This window comes from Halomonas faecis (genome assembly GCF_010993975.1).
Lineage (GTDB): Bacteria > Pseudomonadota > Gammaproteobacteria > Pseudomonadales > Halomonadaceae > Halomonas > Halomonas faecis.
In genome coordinates, this window is sequence record NZ_JAACZO010000052.1 from 90986 (window position 1) to 108209 (window position 17224).

Below are 17224 nucleotides of genomic sequence, written 5' to 3' on the forward strand. Positions count from 1 at the left end.
ATCGGGTATGATTCGCTTGTCATACCGTCCACGCAGTCTCAAGGGAGGAGTTGTCGTATGTCCGTTTTTCGTGGGTCGTTGAGCGCCGGGGTCACCCTGTTACTGACCGCACCGACGGTGCTGGCCGATGCCGATCGGCTGGAAGCCGATCTGCGCGGTCTGTTCGGTGCCGATAGCGAGGTCGAGATCGGCGAGGTGTCGGACGCCATGCTGCGTTCCCGAGTCACCGCCGAGGATGTGGTGTTCATCGGCGCAGAGGGGGAGCGCCTGACCATCGACCGCTACGTGGTCAGCGGCGACTATGACAGTCCCGATGAGGTCACCCTGGAAGGATTGCGCCTGGACGATGAGCGGTCCGAACTGGCGTTGGTGGAGGTCGCGCGCATCGTGTTGGGTGAGCCGTCGCGGGCGGTCTTCCCCTTCGATGACAGTCTGGCTCCACAAGACGTCCGTATCGGCAGCCTGACCATCGACGACATCACCGTCGATCTTGCCTCGGAGCTGGCCCGGGAACTGTTCGACGAAGCCGAGCTGGACGATGCCCAGGGCCTCGTCACCATCGCCAGCATCACCGGCGAAGGGTTCAGTCACGACGCCATCGAGCGCCTCGAGATGACCGATGTCGCCGGGCAGGGCGAGAATCTCGGCGAGTTCGGCGCCGGCTCCTTCAGCCTTGCCTCATTGATGTTCGAAGGTCTGCGCGGCCTCGACCAGGAGGATGAAGAGCAGCTCGATGTCCTGGTGCTCAGCGACCTCGTCGTCGATTCCGACAGACTCGTCGGCAGCCTGTCGCAGTTGCGCGTCGACGGCGACTTCAGCGACGGTCAGGGCGGCGTGGAGGTCGATGATTTCCAGGCCGACCTGGCGCGCATGATCGAACTGGCGCCGGAGCAGGAGCGAGCGCAGCTGCGCATGGTCAGCAACGTGCTCACCGACGGGAGCGGCGAGCTGCGTCTCGACGCCGCTTTCCTCGGCAACTGGGAGGAGGGCGACGAGCGGAGTCTGATCACCAGCGATAGCCAGATCACGATCCACGACGCTCTGAAGCTGCTGCTGGACGTCGAGTTGCCGGTGGTACTGCCAACGGGCGTCACCCCCGAGGCGGTGTTCGCCGACGCCGAAGTGCTCGAGCTGGCCACGCTGCTGGGCGGTGACATGCGTCTGACCCTCGCCGAGCAGGGGCTGTTCGGCCGTTTGGTGACCTTGGGCGCAGCCATGGAGGGGGTAACCGAGAGCCAGTATCTCGAGCAGGCCCGCACCCAGGCCGAAGGCTTCGGCATGATGTTCGGCCCCGAAGTGCAGCAGCTACTGCTGGGGCTGGTGAGCCTCGCCGAAGGTGCCGCCGAAGAGGTCGAGTTGACGGTCAACCTGCCTGCCGAAAGCAACCTGAAAACCTATACCGGCGATCCGCTGGCGCTGCCCGACAAGCTGTCGCTCAAGGTCGAGACCCGCTGAGCACGGCCGCTGGAGGGGCCGCTCTTCAGCGGTTGTCGGCATCGCGAAGGCGCCTGGCGGCGCCTTCGTCCCATGCGTGCCGGTTATGTCGATGTCGCTTCCGCGTCGAGCGGGTGGATCGGGCGCGGTACGCGACGATACGTCAGCCGCGAGAGGTCGGGGCTGGTCAGCCCGCCGCCGTCGACCAGGTGGATCGCACCGGCGATGGGGCCGTAGGCCGCTCGGAAGTGCTGGGTCGACTTCAGCGCGACCACCCGCTTGGCGGCCGGGTCGGCACCCAGGCTGCGGAAGATGCCCAGATCCAGCGCCTGGGTGGCCAGGCTGGTGACCAGCAGTTCGATGGCACCGATCTCCAGCAGTGCGCAGCGACCGCACGACTGTTCCACGCCTTCCCACATTGGGCTTTCCACTCGATACTTGCCGTCGCCCAGGCGCTTGACCCGAACCGTGGCGATGAAGGGGCCGCCGCCGAAGTGCGGATCGGCCTTGCCGCCAATGGCCATCTCCAGCGTCTGGCCTTCACCGGCCTGCCAGGCTGCCTCCACCGCCTGGGGGTCGTGCAGGGCGCCGAACAGCGTCTCCGGCGGGGCCTTGGCGCGTCCGTAGGCATGGTCGAGGGCGGCCAGCAGGGCGGTGCTGTCGGCATAGGCACCGTCGCCAGGGTTGTCCGATAGGTCGGCCAGCACCAGTGGGCCCTGGCGTTCCGGGGCATAGGCGAGCGCCACGCAGGCTGCCGTCTCGGGGCTGAGAACGGCTTCCTGTTCGGCATCCCGGGCCTGCCACATCGCCTTGCCGATCTCCTCGGCAATGCGTTGGGCCAGTGCCGGGGCGCCATGGTGCACTACCGTCACCGAAGGGCCGATCTCCGGCACGTCGGAAAACGAAAAGCCCGCATTCAGGCTCACGTCGACGATCTCGGGGTGAGCGGCCTCGTGCCGTTGAGCCAGCGCGAGCAGGGAAGTCATGGGAGTGCGGTCGGTGCGACCGCCTTCTGGCAGGGTGATCATCGGCAGCTTGACCACCGCGGTGGCCAGCGGGCGCTGAGAGCCGTCGAGTCGGTCGGCCAACAGCTGCGCCGCCTTGCGACCCGTGGCCCGCATGTCCACGTGGGGAAAACTCTTGTAGGAGAGGATGGCCTGGGCGTGGTTGGCCATGTCCGGATCGAGGTTGGCGTGCAGGTCGAGGCTCACCACGATGGGGACCTGCGGGCCCAGGCGTTCGCGCAGTTCGCGCACCAGGCGGAAATCGCCGTCTTGGCCGTCTTCCAGCACCATGGCGCCGTGCAGCGAGAGCAGTACCCCGTCCAGCGAATCCGCTGTGCTGGCCGCGGCGAGAATGCGTTCGCCGAAGCTTTCCCAGGCGGCCTGGGTGACCGGACCGCCTGGGGTGGCGAAGGTGGCTACTGGCGTGATCAGCGACCAAGCGTGCTCACGGGCCACCTCGACCATGCCGCCGATCTCGTTCTGGGTATCCGCCAGGGCGGGAATGACCGCGCCATCTTCGTGGCAGTAGAAACCCCGGAAGGCTTCGACGCCCGTCGTGCGGGCGCAGAAAGTATTAGTCTCGTGCATGAACTGCGCGAGCAGAATGTTGCGCGGCATTGGTGAGCACCCCATCGTTTCGTTCAACGCGTTGGGGCGTCATGCATGCGGCATCGGAAAAGCCGTTTTTACTCGCGGTGTCATGGAGTGTCAATACGCACTGCGGCAATCCGTCGGTTGTGGCAGCGCCGACGTGCGCCGATGATGGAAAGCGACGACGATACGGGACGAAACGATGCGAGACGTGCAGCTACGCTATTTCTACACCGTGGCCAACGAAGGCTCCATCCGCAAGGCAGCCGAGAAGCTCAACGTGGCGGCGTCGGCGTTGAGCCGGCGCATCACCCAGATCGAAGAGGATCTGGGGGTGCCGCTGTTCGAGCGCCATGCGCGGGGACTCAGACTCACCGATGCCGGACGAATCTACTACGATCATGCCCGCCAGACTCTGCTCAACGAAGAGTGGGCGGTGGGCGAGATCGAGGCGATCAAGGATCTGCGCCGCGGGCAGATTCGCCTCTACTGTGTGGAAGGCACCATCGGCAGCATCCTCACCGATGCCATCGCCGCCTTCCGGCCGGGCTCGCCGGGGGTCAAGATCTTCGTCAACCGTGCCGGCAGTACCGGCGTGGTGCGCGCCGTGGCTGCCGACGAGGTCGACCTGGGCCTGGCACTCGATCCGCCATTGCATCGCGACGTCATGGTGCTCGAGGAGGTACCCGCTCCGCTCTATGCCGTCCACTCACCCGACTTCGACTTTCCCCATGCCGCTCCCGAGCTGGCTGACCTGGCCGACTACCCGGTGGCCATCCCGCCGGACAGCAGCTACGGCCTGCGCGATCTCATCGACCGCGTGGTTCGCCAACGGGCGGACATTCAGTTGCAAGTACCGCTGCACTGCGACTCGATCTTTGGTCTAACCGGCTTCGCCCTGAGCGGGCAGGGGGTATCGATCCTGCCCAAGTGCTCCTTCGTCAACGAGCTGGATGACGGACGATTGCTGGCCAAGCCGTTGCAGGACCCGCCACTGCGCGATGCGCACCTGACATTGATGGCGCGACGACACCGCACCCTACCGCCCGTGACACGCCGTTTCGGCGACATCCTGGCTGAGCATCTGCGTGAGGCAGCCACATAGCGTTCCAATCTCGGCAATCCGGTGTCGAATATTGATGCTTGTTGTCGAACGCTTCGCGCATACACTCGGTGAAGGGAAGGCGTCGTGACATGCCGAGCATCGGACACTGGGCAACGCAATCGAGTCTTTCGGATCGTTCGCGGGGTGGGCATACGGCTCACGTTCCGTGAATCGCCACCATCCGACGGGCGGCTTCCGCCACGTCACACAACAACAGAGGGTGCCATGAACGCATACAAGTCGATAAAAACGCTGTCACTCACTGCGCTGGGCGCATGCCTGGCCTTTCCGCTGTCATCGCTGGCGATGACCATCACTCTGGCCCATGAGGAGCCGGCCAACGTCGAGACCTCGGCGGCGCACCTCTCGGCCATGGTCTTCAAGGACGTGATCGAGACACGGTCGAACGGTGAGATGACCGTCGACATCCAGGCGGCCAGCGCCATGGGCAACCAGCGCGATCGCATGGAGCTGACCCAGGCCGGCGTCATCGACGTCAACGTGGCGGCCATCGGTGGACTGAGCCAATTCTACCCGGCCATGAACGCTATCGACCTGCCGTTCGCCTTTCCGGACACCGTGGTGGCCGAGCGCGTCTTCGACGGCGAATTCGGCGAGCGTCTCTCCGCGCAGCTACAGGAAGCCACTGGCCTGCACCTGCTGGCGGTGACCGCCGGGGATTTCTACGTCTTCACCAACAGCGAGCGACCGGTGAAGAGTCCCGAGGACATGGAAGGCTTGCGCGTGCGCACCATGCAGGTGCCCAGCCACATCACCATGATGGATGCCCTGGGCGCGTCCGCCACGCCGGTGCCCTGGGACGAACTCTACGGCGCCATGGAGACCGGCGTGGTGGACGCGCAGCACAACCCCATTCCGATCATGGCCATCGGCAACCTGCAGGAGGTGCAGGACTACGCCACCCTCACCAACCACCTCTACGGTGCCGACTGGTGGGTGGCCAGCGACGACTTCGTGAGTGGACTGGACGACGAGCAGCGGCGCATCTTCCGCCATGCCGTGGAGTCCGCCAAGGTGGCTGGGCGCGGCGCCAAGCTGGGCTTGCGCGCCACCCAGTTCGGCACCGAGTTCCTTCAGGAAGCCGGTCTGGAAGTCTATTCACCGAGCCCGGCAGAGCTGGCCGAATTCCGCGAGCGTTCGGTGCCGGCCGTCATGCAGTCTCTGGAAAGCGAGTTCGGCGACGATGCCGTCGCGCTGGCCGAGGCGCTGCTCGACGCCGTGGAAGCCGCCGAGTCCGCCGTCTACGGCGCTGAGTGATCGGCCCGTGGTGATCTTGGGAGCCCGTTTCGGCGGGCTCCCGTTGTCCTTCACCTGACGGGAGGCGACGCGTGTCCGTCTTTCATTCCTGGATTCATCGTCTGGCTCGCTGGCTGGAAATCGCCACGGCGATTCCCCTGATCGTGGCCGGCGGCGGCATGGTGGTCGTGGTGCTGGCGGGCGTGGTGTTTCGCTACGTCATCAACGACCCGCTGATGTGGAGCGAAGCCCTGGCACGCTATCTCATGGTGTGGATCGGTCTGGTCGGTGCCGCCATCACTCTGAGACATGGCGAGCATATCCGCATCAACACCATTCGCCAGCGCTTGCCCCGCCTGCTGCGCCTGATCGGCGATCTCGCCGTGGCCCTGGCCATTGCCGGCTTCCTCTGGGTCATGACCGTCGAGGGCTGGTCGGCTGCCTGGCGCGGTGCCAACCAGTCGGCCTCGTCGCTGGGTATCTCCATGCTCTGGCCGCTGCTCGCGGTGCCCGTGGCCGGTGCGCTGATGCTCGTGCAGCACCTGCTGCGCACCCTGCTGTTGCTGACCGGCGGGCTACCCGATGACGGGCACGCCGCCGAACCGGGAGGCCTGTCATGATCTGGATGATTGGCCTGTTCGTGCTGCTGGTGATGCTCGGCACGCCGCTGGCATTTGCCATCGGCATCACGGCGATCTACGCCCTGCTGGAGAGTGGCGGCACGGCGTTGCTGCGGCTGGTGCCCATGCGGCTGTTTTCCGGTATCGACATGTTCTCGCTGATGGCCATGCCGTTCTTCATTCTGGCCGGCGACATGATGAACCGCATTCGCATCACCGACCGCCTCGTCGATCTGGCCAACGCCATGGTCGGGCGCGTGCGTGGGGCGCTGGCCTACGTCAACGTGCTGGTCTCGGTGCTGTTCGCCGGCTTGACCGGTGCTGCCGTGGCCGACACGGCGGCCATCGGGCGCATGATGATTCCCACCATGCACGCTCAGGGCTACGAGCGTGCCTTCGCCGCCGCTGTCACCGCGTCGTCGTCGGTGATCGGACCGATCATTCCGCCCTCGATCATCATGGTGATCTACGGCTCGCTCATGCAGGTCTCCATCGCCGGCCTGTTCGCCGCCGGCATCCTGCCCGGGATCCTCATGGCCGTGGCGCTGATGGGCTACATTGCCTGGCGCGCCAAGCGCGACGACCTGCCGGTGGCCGCGCTGCGCCGCGACACGCCGCCCCTGGCGGCGGCCACGCGCCGGGCTCTGGTGCCACTGATGATGCCGGTGATCATCCTCGGCGGGATCCTGGGGGGCATCGTCACGCCCACCGAGGCGGGTGCGCTGGCCGTCTTCTATGCGCTGATCGTGGGCGTGGTCGTGTATCGCAACCTGGGCTGGAAGGACATCGGTGCGCTGCTCTACGACATGGTGCGCACCTCCGGTTCGGTGTTCATCATCCTCGCGGCGGCCTCGATCCTCGGCTGGGTGCTGGCCAAGGAGGGCGTGCCCGGGGAACTGGCGGCGCTGCTGCTGGGCATCAGCGACGATCCGCTCATCTTCCTGTTCGTCGTCTCCTTCGCCTTGCTGATCGTCGGCATGTTCATGGAGATGACCGCCGTGCTGATCATCCTGGGGCCCATTCTCCATCCCATTGCCGTGTCGCTGGGCATCGACCCGCTGCACTTCGCCATCGTGATGATCGTCAACCTCAACATCGCCCTGGCCACGCCGCCGCTCGGGGCCTGCCTGTTCGTGGCCGCTTCGGTGGGGGAGGTGTCCTTCGAGCGGCTGATGCTGCGCATCCTGCCGTTCATCCTGGTGGAGGTGCTGGTATTGGCACTGGTCATCGCCTTTCCCGCTATCGCCCTCACGCTGCCGGCGTGGCTGGGGCTGCACTGACCTAGAGAGGAACCCTGCATGCCCAACGACCTGATTCTCTGTGGCCTGGGCGCCATGGGGCAGCGCATCGCTCGCCTGGCGCTGGCCCGCGGCTACCGCATTCGCGCGGTGGTGGATCGCGACCCCGCCAAGGCGGGCAAGCGCCTGCACGAGCTGCTGGACAGCCCCGCGCCCGAGAGGCCGCTCACCGTGACCCCGGACCTCGATGCGGCGCTGGACGGCGAAAAGGCCACCGTGCTGCACGCCACGGGCTCGTTCCTGGTCGACGTGGCACCGCTGTTGCGCACCTGCCTGACGCATGGCCACGACGTCGTCACCATCGCCGAAGAGATGGCCTATCCGGCGGCGGCCGATGCCGGGCTCGCCGCCGAGCTCGACACGCTGGCCAGGGCGCACGAGGCCCGCCTGCTGGGCACCGGCGTCAATCCGGGGTTTGCCATGGATGTGCTGCTGCTGGCACTGACCGTGCCTTGTGGCGAGGTCAGCCACGTGCACGCCCGGCGTTGCAACGACCTCTCCGACTTCGGCGCCACGGTACTCGACAGCCAGGGTGTGGGGCTCGTGCCCGAGGCCTTCGAAGCGGCCATCGCCTCGGGCGAGGTGGTAGGGCATGTGGGCTTTCGTCAGTCCATCGGCCTGATGGCCGCCCACCTGGGCTGGACCATCGACCGCATCGAAGAGCGCAAGTCGCCCATCGTCTCGCGGGTGGCGCGTTCGACGCCCTACGTGTCGGTGGCACCGGGCGAGGTGGCCGGCTGCCATCACGAGGCCGTGGCCTACTGCGGCGAGCGGGAGGTGATCCGCCTGGAACATCCCCAGCAGATTCGCCCCGAGCTGGAGGGCATCGAGACCGCCGATGTCGCGTGCATCAGCGGCGACCAGACCATCGAGATGCGCATCAGCCCCGAAGTCGCCGGCGGTGCCGGTACCGCGGCGTGCGCCGTGAACGCCATCGCCTACCTGGCCCAGGCCGCCCCGGGGCTCGTGCACCTCAACGAGCTACCGCTGACCAGCCCACGCTCCGTTCATTCACCAGCCGCCTGAAGGAGGCCACCATGCAAAGCCATTGCGGCCAGTGGGTGCAGATTCGCACCACGGTACTCGCCCCCGGCGAGCGTGCCGACAGCATTCCCGCCGAAACCCAGCACGTTCCCCTCGACAGGCGCGTGAAGGGGTGGCAAGTCGCCCCCGAAACCGCCCGGGCCGGCGACGACGTGGAAGTGCGTTCGACGCTCGGTCGCCACTATTGGGGCCGGCTGGAGGCGATCAATCCGCCTTACGGCCACGATTTCGGGGCGGCGATTCCCGAGCTGCTGGAGGCCGGCGAGCAGGCACGTGCCATTCTCACCCAGGGGAGGAAGAGCTCATGAAACAGGTGGATTACGCCTCGGTCATGGCGCGTCGCAACGAGACCATGCTCTCGGCGCTGGGGCTGGATTACTCTCCTTTCCTCGAACATCCCATCGCCTTCGACTACGAGGCGCTGATGGGCATGGTCGACTACGATGTCGATACCATCCGGCGCATCCAGGCCGACTCAGGCGTGGGCGATACTGCGCTGATCGAGCTCAAGCAGATCACCGAGCTGGGGAGGCTTCTGGCGCCGCCGGGCAAGGGGGCGCGCATCTTCGTCAAGGACGAAGCTGCCAACCCTTCAGGCAGCTACAAGGCACGCCGGGCCTCCCTCAGCCTGCACCATGCCCAGCAGGCCGGCTTTCGCGGTGCCGTGGCGGCCACCAGCGGCAACTACGGTGCCGCGGTGGCCAGCCAGGCAGCCATGCGCAACCTGGACTGCATCGTCGTGCAGGAGGTCTTCGACAGCCTAGGCATCGGTCAGCCGGAGATCCTCGAAAAGGGCCGGGCGTGCGAGATCTACGGCGCCGAGGTGCTACAGCTCAGCGTGGGGCCCGAGCTCTTCTACCAGTTCCTGCGCGTGCTCGAGGAAACCGGCTACTTCAACGCCTCGCTCTATACGCCCTACGCCATCGCCGGAGTGGAACCGCTGGGTGTCGAGATCGTCGAGCAGATGACCGCCGCCACCGGTCGCGCCCCCGACGTGGTGATGTGCACCCACGCCGGCGGCGGCAATCTGACCGGGACCGCCCGGGGCCTGCTCAAGGCGGGTGCCACCGATACCCAGGTGGTGGCCGCCAGCGTCGATCTGACTGGCCTGCACATGGCCAGCGACCGCGACTTCAATCGTAAGCACTTCACCACCGGCCACACCGGCTTCGGCATTCCCTTCGCCGGCTGGCCCGATCGCACTGACGTGCCGCGCAACGCCGCCCGCGCCCTGCGCTACATGGATCGCTACCTGCTGCTCAAGCAGGGCGAGGTCTTCTACATGACCGAGATGCTCGCCAGGCTGGAAGGTCTCGAGCGCGGCCCGGCCGGCAACGTGGCCCTGGCCGGCGCGCTGGCCCTGGCCCAGGAGATGGACGCAGGCCAGACCATCGTGGTGCAGGAGACCGAGTACGCCGGCGCCGGCAAGCAGCCCTCGGCGCAGCTCAGCTTCGCCCGCTCTCGCGGCATCGACATACGGCGAGGCGACAGCGATGACGAAGTGCCAGGCGAGTCGGTGGTCATACCCGATCACCCCTCGCGGCTGCGCGTTCGCGACGTCGATCTGGACCGGGTGCGCAAGAGCCTCATTCGCAAGGCCACCACGCTGGTGCCCGAAGGGCGGGTCACGCGCCAGGAAGACATCGCCTTCCTCGCGGCGGAAACCCGCACCGATACCGCCTTCGTCGAGCGGGTGCTCGAGGCGCAGACCAGGAACTGAGCGCAGACATCGTGCCGAAGGGGGATTGCTGACGGGGTCGGCTGTATGGCAGACAACGTTTGCATACTGTAGAGCCGTCTCTAGGCCTAGAACGTCTCCAGCGTCTCGCGGTAGTCGATGAAGTCCTCGCGTCGGGTTTCGATGCGGCTGGCGGCGGAACGGTCGCCGTCGCGTTCGGCAACGTCGCTGGCGACGTCGAGCTGGCGGATGGCGCGGTCGATCTCGCCGCTGAGCTGCAGCTGCTCGGCGCGAGCCAGGTGCCCCCAGGCTTCGCGTCCGCTACGGCCTGCGGCTTCGGCGAGCAGGCCGAAAATCTGGGGATCTTCGGGGCGTTCCTGAGCGAGATCGCGCAGCACGCGATAAGCTTCGTCGGGATCGCGCTGCAGGAACGCCTCGCCGAGCACCAGGCGTGTAGGTATGTGGCCGGGCATCAGGCGTAGCAGCCCCCGGCTGCGCCGGATGGCTTCATCGTAGCGGCCGGCCTCGAAGGCGACCTTGGCGGCGCTGGCCGGCAGAAGGGGCAAGTCGGGTAGCTCCTCGGCCAGCCGGTCGAGTTCGCTCAAGGCTCTGTCCGCGTCGCCGCGCTGGGCAACGATAAGCGCATCCAGGTAGCGTCGGGCCGTCTCGGGGGCATCGCCCTGGGCCAGACGGGTGACGGCTTGCCGAGGTTCTCGATCATGCAGGGTCAGCAGTGCCCGTGCCCGGATCATGTGGTAGAGCGGCGTGGCCTGCGTCGGCGACGTTTCTGTGGCCTCCAACTGACCGGCGCGGGAAGCGATGTCGCTGAGACGCGAGTCGGTTAGCGGGTGGGTCAGCAGGAACTCGGGCGGGTTGCCGCCTTGCAGGCTGACCTGGCGCTGCATGGCGCGGAATATGCGTACCATGGCCTGAGGATCGAAGCCGGCCTGAGTCATCGCCTGGAGCCCGATACGGTCGGCCTCCTGCTCGAAGCGCCGCGAATAACTCAGTTGGTCCTGCAGCAGTGCCGCCTGGGAGCCCATCGCTGCCGCCATGCCGGCATCCCCGGCGCCGCTGGCGGCAATCAGCAGGCCGGCCAGCATGGCAGCCATGGCGGGCAATTGGGTCTGTTCGGCGCGTGACATGCTGCGGGCGTAGTGACGCTGGGACAGGTGGCCGAGTTCGTGTGCCACTACCGAGGCAGCGGCATCCTCCTCGTCGGCAAAGGCGAATAGCCCGGCATTGATGCCGATCACGCCGCCAGGCACGGCAAAGGCGTTGAGCGTGCGGCTTTCCACCAGGGTGACCACCGTGCGGGTGTTCGCCAGGTCACTGTACGGTATGAGCCGGGACACCAGTGACTCCACATACGCCTGAGCGAAGGGGTCCTGCCAAGTCGGTGCCTGGGCCCGGAACTGACGCAGCCAGGCGCGTCCCAGCTCGTACTCTGCGTCGCTGGCTACCTGGCTGGCTCCGCCCAGGCTGGGCAGTCCATAGTCATCCGCGGCCATGGCCTGAGCGGGATGCACGGCAAGGCCGGCAATCAGTGAGCCGGCGATGAGGCCGGAGCGAAGGTGACGCAGCATGGCCTTCCTCGTGGTGATTGAGCGATCGGTTCTGTATCGGACATTGCTTCGACCTGCAAAGTGCCTTTAAATCGCAGGGGATTCGATGACGCTGGCAGGCGACATCCCCATTCATCATCTCGGGAGACCTCATGGCTGTGCAACCTGACGACGTGCTCGATGCCCGTGGCCTTCCCTGCCCGCTGCCGCTGCTCAAGGCCAAGCAGGCACTGTCGCGCCTCTCCGAGGGACAACTGCTAGAGGTGCTGGCGACCGATGCCGGCTCGTGGCGCGATTTCGAGACATTCGCCGAGCAGAGCGTACATCAGCTCGTGGCCCGTGAGACGCGCGACGACACCTTCCATTATTGGCTGCGCAAGGGCGGGGAGCCAACGCCATGACACTGCGTACCGTCTTCAAGGGCTGGGTCGAGCACTACTTCTCCGATGAAGAAGCCGTGATTCTACTGGTGTTGCTGGCATTGGGGATTGCCGTGGTGGTGGTGCTGGGCCGCATGCTGGCACCGTTTCTCACTGCCCTGGTGATCGCCTTCCTGCTGCAGGGAGCCGTGAGTTGGCTGGAGCGGCAGGGCGCCCCACACTTGCTGGCAGTGATGGTGGTCTTTCTCGGTTTCATCGGCATATTGCTGGCCATGGCCTTCATCCTGATGCCGCTTATCTGGAACCAGTTGGTAGGCTTGGTTCAGGAGACGCCGCGCATGTTCGCCAGTGGACAACAGCTGCTGGACGACTTGCAGGCGCGCTACCCCAACCTGATCACCCCCGACCAGATCCAGAACTGGATCGCCGCGGCGGGGCGTGAGATGACGCAGTTCGGGCAGCGCGCGCTGACGCTGTCGTTGGCGTCGCTGGGTAACGTCGTGGCGCTGATCGTCTACCTGGTGCTGGTGCCGATTCTGGTGTTCTTCATGCTCAAGGACCGTGACCGCCTGGTGGGCTTCACGCTGTCGCTGCTGCCGCAGCAGCGCGACCTGATGACACGTATCTGGCAGGAGATGGACGACCAGATCGCCAATTTCGTGCGCGGCAAGTTCATCGAGATCGTCATCGTCGGCACCGTCTCCTTTCTCACTTTCGCCTTCTTCGGGCTACCCTACTCGGCGCTGCTGGCCGTGCTGGTGGGGCTTTCGGTGCTGGTGCCCTACATCGGGGCCGCAGTGGCCACGCTGCCGGTAGCGGCGGTGGCCGGCTTTCATTTCGGGATGACCGACGAGTTCGTCTACGTGCTGGTCGCCTACGGCATCATTCAGGCGCTGGACGGTAACGTATTGGTGCCGATTCTGTTTTCCGAGGCGGTCAATCTGCATCCGGTGTCGATCATCCTGGCGGTACTGTTCTTCGGCGGAGTGTGGGGATTCTGGGGAATCTTCTTCGCCATTCCGCTGGCCACGCTGATCAAAGCGTTGGTCTATGCCTGGCCGCGAGGTATCCAGTCCCGCCAGGCCGAAGTGGCGCAGCAGGAGCTGGTGGAGGAGTGACGGCGCGCCTCAAGACCCTACATGCAGCTCCTGTGCGGCTTCCAGCACCTCCTGAGCATGGCCCTTGACCTTCACGCCCCGCCACTCTCGGGCCAGGCGGCCTTCGGCATCGATCAGGAAAGTGCTGCGCTCGATGCCCAGATGCTCCTTGCCGTAGAGTTTCTTGAGCTTGATGACATCGAACAGTCGGCAGAGCGTCTCGTCCTTGTCGGTGATGAGCTCGAAGTTGAAGCCCTGCTTGGCCTTGAAGTTCTCCTGGGCGCGAAGGCCATCCCGGGAGACGCCGAGGATGACCGTGTTGGCGGCATCGAAGTCTGGCTTGCGGTCACGGAAGTCGCCTCCCTCGGTGGTGCAGCCTGGCGTGCTGGCCTTGGGGTAGAAGTAGATGACCACCTGCTTACCCTGGAGTGCCGAGAGGGTCACGGTGGTGTCGCCGGTGGCGGTGGCAGTGAAGTCGGGAACGGGCAGGCCGATGGCTACGGTCATGGAGGCTCCTGGTCGATCGTGAGGGTTCAGGGGAGCCTCGATTACACGCAACTGCCGCCGTACTGTCAAAGCTGCTGGCGTGCTGTACAGCCTTCGGCTGCCTGAGTACCATTTACCTTTTGGCAACTGGGCGCTGCGGCAGGTCCAATGCGCGAGAGCGGCAACAGCGAGAGGTAGGACATGATCACAGGCAGCATCGTCGCCCTGGCGACGCCGATGAAAGTCAATGGCGACATCGATTGGGAGGCTCTGCGTCGCCTGGTGAACTTCCACCTCGACAACGGTACCGATGCCATCGTTGCCGCTGGCACCACCGGCGAGCCCACCACCATGTCGTTCGCCGAGCACTTCGACGTCATCCGCACTGTGGTCGAGGAGGTGAACGGCCGTATTCCGGTCATTGCGGGTACCGGTGCCAACGCCACCTCCGAGGCGGTGGAGCTGGCACGCTACGCCAGCGAGGTGGGTGCCGACTACTGCCTGTCGGTGTGCCCCTATTACAACAAGCCGACCCAGGAAGGGCTCTACCAGCACTTCAAGGCGGTGGCCGAGGGGAGCCGCCTGCCGGTGATCCTCTACAACGTGCCCGGGCGCACCTGCTCGGATCTCTACAACGAGACGGTGCTGCGTCTCGCCGAGGTCGACAACATCATCGGCCTCAAGGATGCGACCGGTAACCTGGAGCGTGCCGAGGACTTGATCGGGCGCTTGGCGGGCAGCGGCTTCATGCTCTATTCCGGCGACGATGGCACGGCCTGCGACTTCATGCTGATGGGCGGCCACGGCGATATCTCGGTGACGGCCAATGTCGCGCCGCAAGCCATGCATGAGCTGTGTGCCGCCGCGGTGGCCGGCGATACGGACCGAGCACACCCCATCAACACGCGCCTGATGCCGCTGCACACCAACCTCGGTATCGAGGCGAACCCGATACCCGTCAAGTGGGCCCTGAACCGGATGGGGCTCATCGAGCCGGGCATACGCCTGCCATTGACCTGGCTTTCCGAGAAATACCATTCGACCGTGGGCGAGGCCCTGCAGCTGGCCGGCGTGATCGATGATTGAGCGGTGCACGCCCACTCGGCGACGCATTGCCCCGACAACCCGATGCAAGGTGGATGCATGAACTCTGCGCTGAAATGGATGCCGCTGGTGGCGGTCGCTGCTCTGGCCACTGCCGGCTGTGCCCGCGAGGGCTTCTACGATGACCGGAACCTCGACTACGTGGAGGCAAAGCGCAGCGATCCACTGGTGCTGCCCGAGAGTCGCAACGACCGGCGTTATGAAGATGCCATGCCGGTCCCTCGAGCCAATGCTTCGCGCCTCGGCAGCGACCCCGTCGACACGCCGCTGCCTTCTCGCCTGGCTGCCGGCCGTGCGGTGGAGCGTGACTTCGTCGAGCGGCGTGAAGTGCGCAGCGACCGCTGGCTGGTGGTGGGAGCCGACCCGGGCACGGTATGGCCGCAGTTGCAGGATTTTGCCAATTCTCGTGGCCTCGCCGTGCAGGGAGTGGACAACGAGCGCGGCGAGATCGTGACCGGCCAGGGGCGGCTGAGCGTTCGCCAGGGGCTGCGCGCCGGCGACAGCGAAGTGCGCTGTGAGCAGGAGGGACGTCCGGTGGCCAGTTGTCTGGATGCCCTGGAGCAACACTTCAGCGCGCGCAGCGCGACTGCCAGTGCCGCGTCGCTCAGCGGGCAGCGCCTCGCCACGGAAGATCGCCTGCGTTTCACCCAGCGCAGCAGCGGCGAGTGGGTCGTCGAAATTCCGCTCGACATCGACCGCGTCTGGGCAGAGTTGAGCCACCAGTTGGAGGCCGATTTCACCGTCGAGGGGCGACGTCAACTGCTCGAGCAAGACGCCGAGAACCACGATTTCCTGGTCGAGTATATGACGGCCAGCGAGCGCGAGCGCGGCATGATCGACATCATCCTCAGCCCGGACGTGCGTCAAACACCGCAGACGATCCGTCTGGCCCTCGAGTCCGACGGTTCCGAGCGGACGGTGTTGCGGGCCTTGAACGCGAGCGAGCGTCGCTATACGGAAGAAGATGCCCGCGAACTGCTGGAGCGGGTGGCAGGCCTGCTGCGCTGATGGCCGAGTGGCTTGCGCCGGCCGGTTCGGCGGGGCGACTGCATTTCGCATCGCTGGGCAGCGGCAGCAAGGGCAACGCCACCTTGGTCAGCGACGGCGAGACGTGCCTGTTGGTCGACTGCGGCTTCGGTTTGCGCGAAACGGAGCGGCGCCTGGCGCGTCTCGGGGTGCATCCGCGCCAGCTCCATGCCGTGTTGGTCACTCACGAGCACGGTGACCATCTGCGCGGCGTTGGGCCGCTGGCGCGGCGTCATGGCGTGCCGGTCTACCTGACTCCGGGCACCTGGCTAGCCGGTCGGCTGGGTGAGGTGCCGAGCCAGCACTGGATCACGCCACAGGCGCCCTTTGCGGTCCGCGGGATCCGTGTCCAGCCGGTCACGGTGCCCCACGACGCTCGCGAACCCGTGCAGTTCCGCTTCACGGCCGGTGCACGCAGTCTGGGTGTGCTCACCGATCTCGGTCATGGTACCGAACACGTGACCCGGGCGTTCGCCGGTTGCGATGCGCTGGTGCTGGAATGCAATCATGACGTGCAGATGCTTGCCGAGGGCCCCTACCCGCCGCGGCTGAAGCGCCGCGTGGGCGGCAACTGGGGGCACTTGGCCAATGCCCAGGCGGCGTCGCTGCTGCCGAGGCTGGGGCTCGACCGGCTGCAGCGCATCGTCTGTTCGCATCTTTCCGAACACAACAACCGTGCCGAGCGGGTCAGAGACGCCCTGATACCGCTGCTCGACGGTGACGACTCACGGCTGCTCGTGGCCGCCCAGGCCGAGGGCGTGGGTTGGCAGCGCATCGAGTGACCCCACCTTTCTTCTCTATTCCTGCCTGGAGACATTCATGGAAAAGCGTCAAGAACTCTATGCCGGCAAGGCCAAGTCGGTCTTCGCCACCGATGATCCCGACCATCTGATACTGACGTTTCGTGACGATACCAGCGCCTTCGACGGCGAGCGCATGGAGTCACTGGCGCGCAAGGGAATGGTCAACAATCGCTTCAACGCCTTCATCATGGAACAGCTGGCAGCGGCGGGCATTCCCACCCACTTCACGCAGCGCCTCTCCGATACCGAGAGCGTGGTCAAGAAACTCGACATGATTCCGGTGGAGTGTGTGGTACGCAACATCGCCGCTGGTGGCCTGGTCAAGCGCCTCGGCGTGGAAGAGGGCAAGGAACTGAACCCGCCCACCTTCGAGCTGTTCCTCAAGAACGACGCCTTGCATGACCCCATGATCAACGAGTCGCTGGCCGAAACCTTCGGCTGGGCTACCCCCGAGCAACTTGCCGAGATGAAGGCGCTGACCTTTCGCGTCAACGACGTGCTCAAGCGGCTGTTCGCCGATGGCGGCCTGTTGCTGGTGGACTACAAGCTCGAGTTCGGCCTGTTCAAGGGCGAGATCGTGCTGGGTGACGAATTTTCGCCGGACGGCTGCCGGCTGTGGGACGCCGAGACCCGCGAAAAGCTGGACAAGGACCGTTTCCGCCAGGGGCTGGGTGGCGTCATCGAGGCCTACGAGGAGGTCGGGCGGCGCATCGGCGTCGGTTTCGACTGAAA

17 protein-coding genes are annotated in these 17224 nt (G+C 65.8%); 14 read left to right on the top strand and 3 right to left on the bottom strand.

All coding sequences use genetic code 11. The annotated features are described in order from the left end of the window. The first annotated feature begins 57 nt into the window (after positions 1-57). Complete coding sequence (locus tag GFD32_RS14990) at positions 58-1455, top strand: hypothetical protein (RefSeq protein WP_163577407.1); 1398 nt, start codon at positions 58-60, stop codon at positions 1453-1455. 83 nt (positions 1456-1538) lie between these two features. On the opposite strand, the gene GFD32_RS14995 is transcribed toward GFD32_RS14990, so the two are convergent. After that, positions 1539-3056: a M81 family metallopeptidase gene (locus GFD32_RS14995; protein ID WP_163577408.1), complete on the bottom strand. Its 1518-nt coding sequence runs from the start codon at positions 3054-3056 to the stop codon at positions 1539-1541. A gap of 175 nt (positions 3057-3231) precedes the next feature. Between GFD32_RS14995 and GFD32_RS15000 the strand changes: the two genes are divergently transcribed. The 7 genes from GFD32_RS15000 to ortB all read left to right on the top strand — a co-directional run bounded on the left by GFD32_RS15000 (position 3232) and on the right by ortB (position 10073). Next, the gene (locus GFD32_RS15000) at positions 3232-4134 is read left to right on the top strand and encodes a LysR family transcriptional regulator (protein WP_163577409.1); all 903 of its coding nucleotides are present in this window, start codon (positions 3232-3234) and stop codon (positions 4132-4134) included. Between the two features lie 225 nt (positions 4135-4359). Continuing rightward, positions 4360-5412 carry a DctP family TRAP transporter solute-binding subunit gene (locus GFD32_RS15005; protein WP_163577410.1) on the top strand — a complete coding sequence of 351 codons (1053 nt, stop codon included), beginning with the start codon at positions 4360-4362 and terminating at the stop codon, positions 5410-5412. A gap of 71 nt (positions 5413-5483) precedes the next feature. Further along, a complete protein-coding gene (locus tag GFD32_RS15010; protein WP_163577411.1) occupies positions 5484-6011 on the top strand; it encodes a TRAP transporter small permease in 528 nt (175 codons plus the stop codon). Next, positions 6008-7291, top strand: coding sequence for a TRAP transporter large permease (locus GFD32_RS15015; protein ID WP_163577412.1), 1284 nt, complete (start codon positions 6008-6010; stop codon positions 7289-7291). Before GFD32_RS15010 ends, GFD32_RS15015 begins: the two co-directional genes overlap by 4 nt. A gap of 18 nt (positions 7292-7309) precedes the next feature. Then, on the top strand, positions 7310-8335 hold the full coding sequence (locus GFD32_RS15020) for an NADP-binding protein (protein ID WP_163577413.1): 1026 nt from the start codon (positions 7310-7312) through the stop codon (positions 8333-8335). Positions 8336-8346: 11 nt separating this feature from the next. Next, the gene (ortA, locus tag GFD32_RS15025) at positions 8347-8661 is read left to right on the top strand and encodes a 2-amino-4-oxopentanoate thiolase subunit OrtA (RefSeq protein WP_163577414.1); all 315 of its coding nucleotides are present in this window, start codon (positions 8347-8349) and stop codon (positions 8659-8661) included. Beyond that, the gene (ortB, locus tag GFD32_RS15030; RefSeq protein WP_163577415.1) at positions 8658-10073 is read left to right on the top strand and encodes a 2-amino-4-oxopentanoate thiolase subunit OrtB; all 1416 of its coding nucleotides are present in this window, start codon (positions 8658-8660) and stop codon (positions 10071-10073) included. The genes ortA and ortB overlap by 4 nt, the downstream gene beginning before the upstream one ends. Before the next feature lie 86 nt (positions 10074-10159). Here the strand turns inward: ortB and GFD32_RS15035 are convergent, their stop codons facing one another. Then, on the bottom strand, positions 10160-11617 hold the full coding sequence (locus GFD32_RS15035) for a M48 family metalloprotease (RefSeq protein ID WP_163577416.1): 1458 nt from the start codon (positions 11615-11617) through the stop codon (positions 10160-10162). 131 nt (positions 11618-11748) lie between these two features. Here GFD32_RS15035 and GFD32_RS15040 point away from each other — a divergent pair, with 131 nt between their 5' ends. Further along, positions 11749-11997 (top strand): sulfurtransferase TusA family protein, encoded by a 249-nt coding sequence (locus GFD32_RS15040; protein ID WP_163577417.1) that lies wholly within the window; start codon positions 11749-11751, stop codon positions 11995-11997. Continuing rightward, positions 11994-13094, top strand: coding sequence for an AI-2E family transporter (locus GFD32_RS15045; protein WP_163577418.1), 1101 nt, complete (start codon positions 11994-11996; stop codon positions 13092-13094). The genes GFD32_RS15040 and GFD32_RS15045 overlap by 4 nt, the downstream gene beginning before the upstream one ends. Positions 13095-13103: 9 nt before the next feature. On the opposite strand, the gene GFD32_RS15050 is transcribed toward GFD32_RS15045, so the two are convergent. Beyond that, entirely contained in the window at positions 13104-13580 is a 477-nt protein-coding gene (locus GFD32_RS15050; protein WP_163577419.1) for a peroxiredoxin, read from the bottom strand. Positions 13581-13760: 180 nt separating this feature from the next. On the opposite strand from GFD32_RS15050, the gene dapA reads away from it, so the two are divergent. The 4 genes from dapA to purC are packed head-to-tail and all read left to right on the top strand — an operon-like array spanning position 13761 to position 17222. Further along, entirely contained in the window at positions 13761-14645 is an 885-nt protein-coding gene (gene dapA / locus GFD32_RS15055; protein WP_163577420.1) for a 4-hydroxy-tetrahydrodipicolinate synthase, read from the top strand. 57 nt (positions 14646-14702) lie between these two features. Further along, on the top strand, positions 14703-15671 hold the full coding sequence (locus tag GFD32_RS15060; RefSeq protein ID WP_240455674.1) for a lipoprotein, NlpB: 969 nt from the start codon (positions 14703-14705) through the stop codon (positions 15669-15671). Beyond that, on the top strand, positions 15671-16471 hold the full coding sequence (locus GFD32_RS15065) for an MBL fold metallo-hydrolase (protein WP_163577421.1): 801 nt from the start codon (positions 15671-15673) through the stop codon (positions 16469-16471). Before GFD32_RS15060 ends, GFD32_RS15065 begins: the two co-directional genes overlap by 1 nt. A gap of 37 nt (positions 16472-16508) precedes the next feature. After that, a complete protein-coding gene (purC, locus tag GFD32_RS15070) occupies positions 16509-17222 on the top strand; it encodes a phosphoribosylaminoimidazolesuccinocarboxamide synthase (RefSeq protein WP_163577422.1) in 714 nt (237 codons plus the stop codon). Positions 17223-17224: the final 2 nt, after the last annotated feature.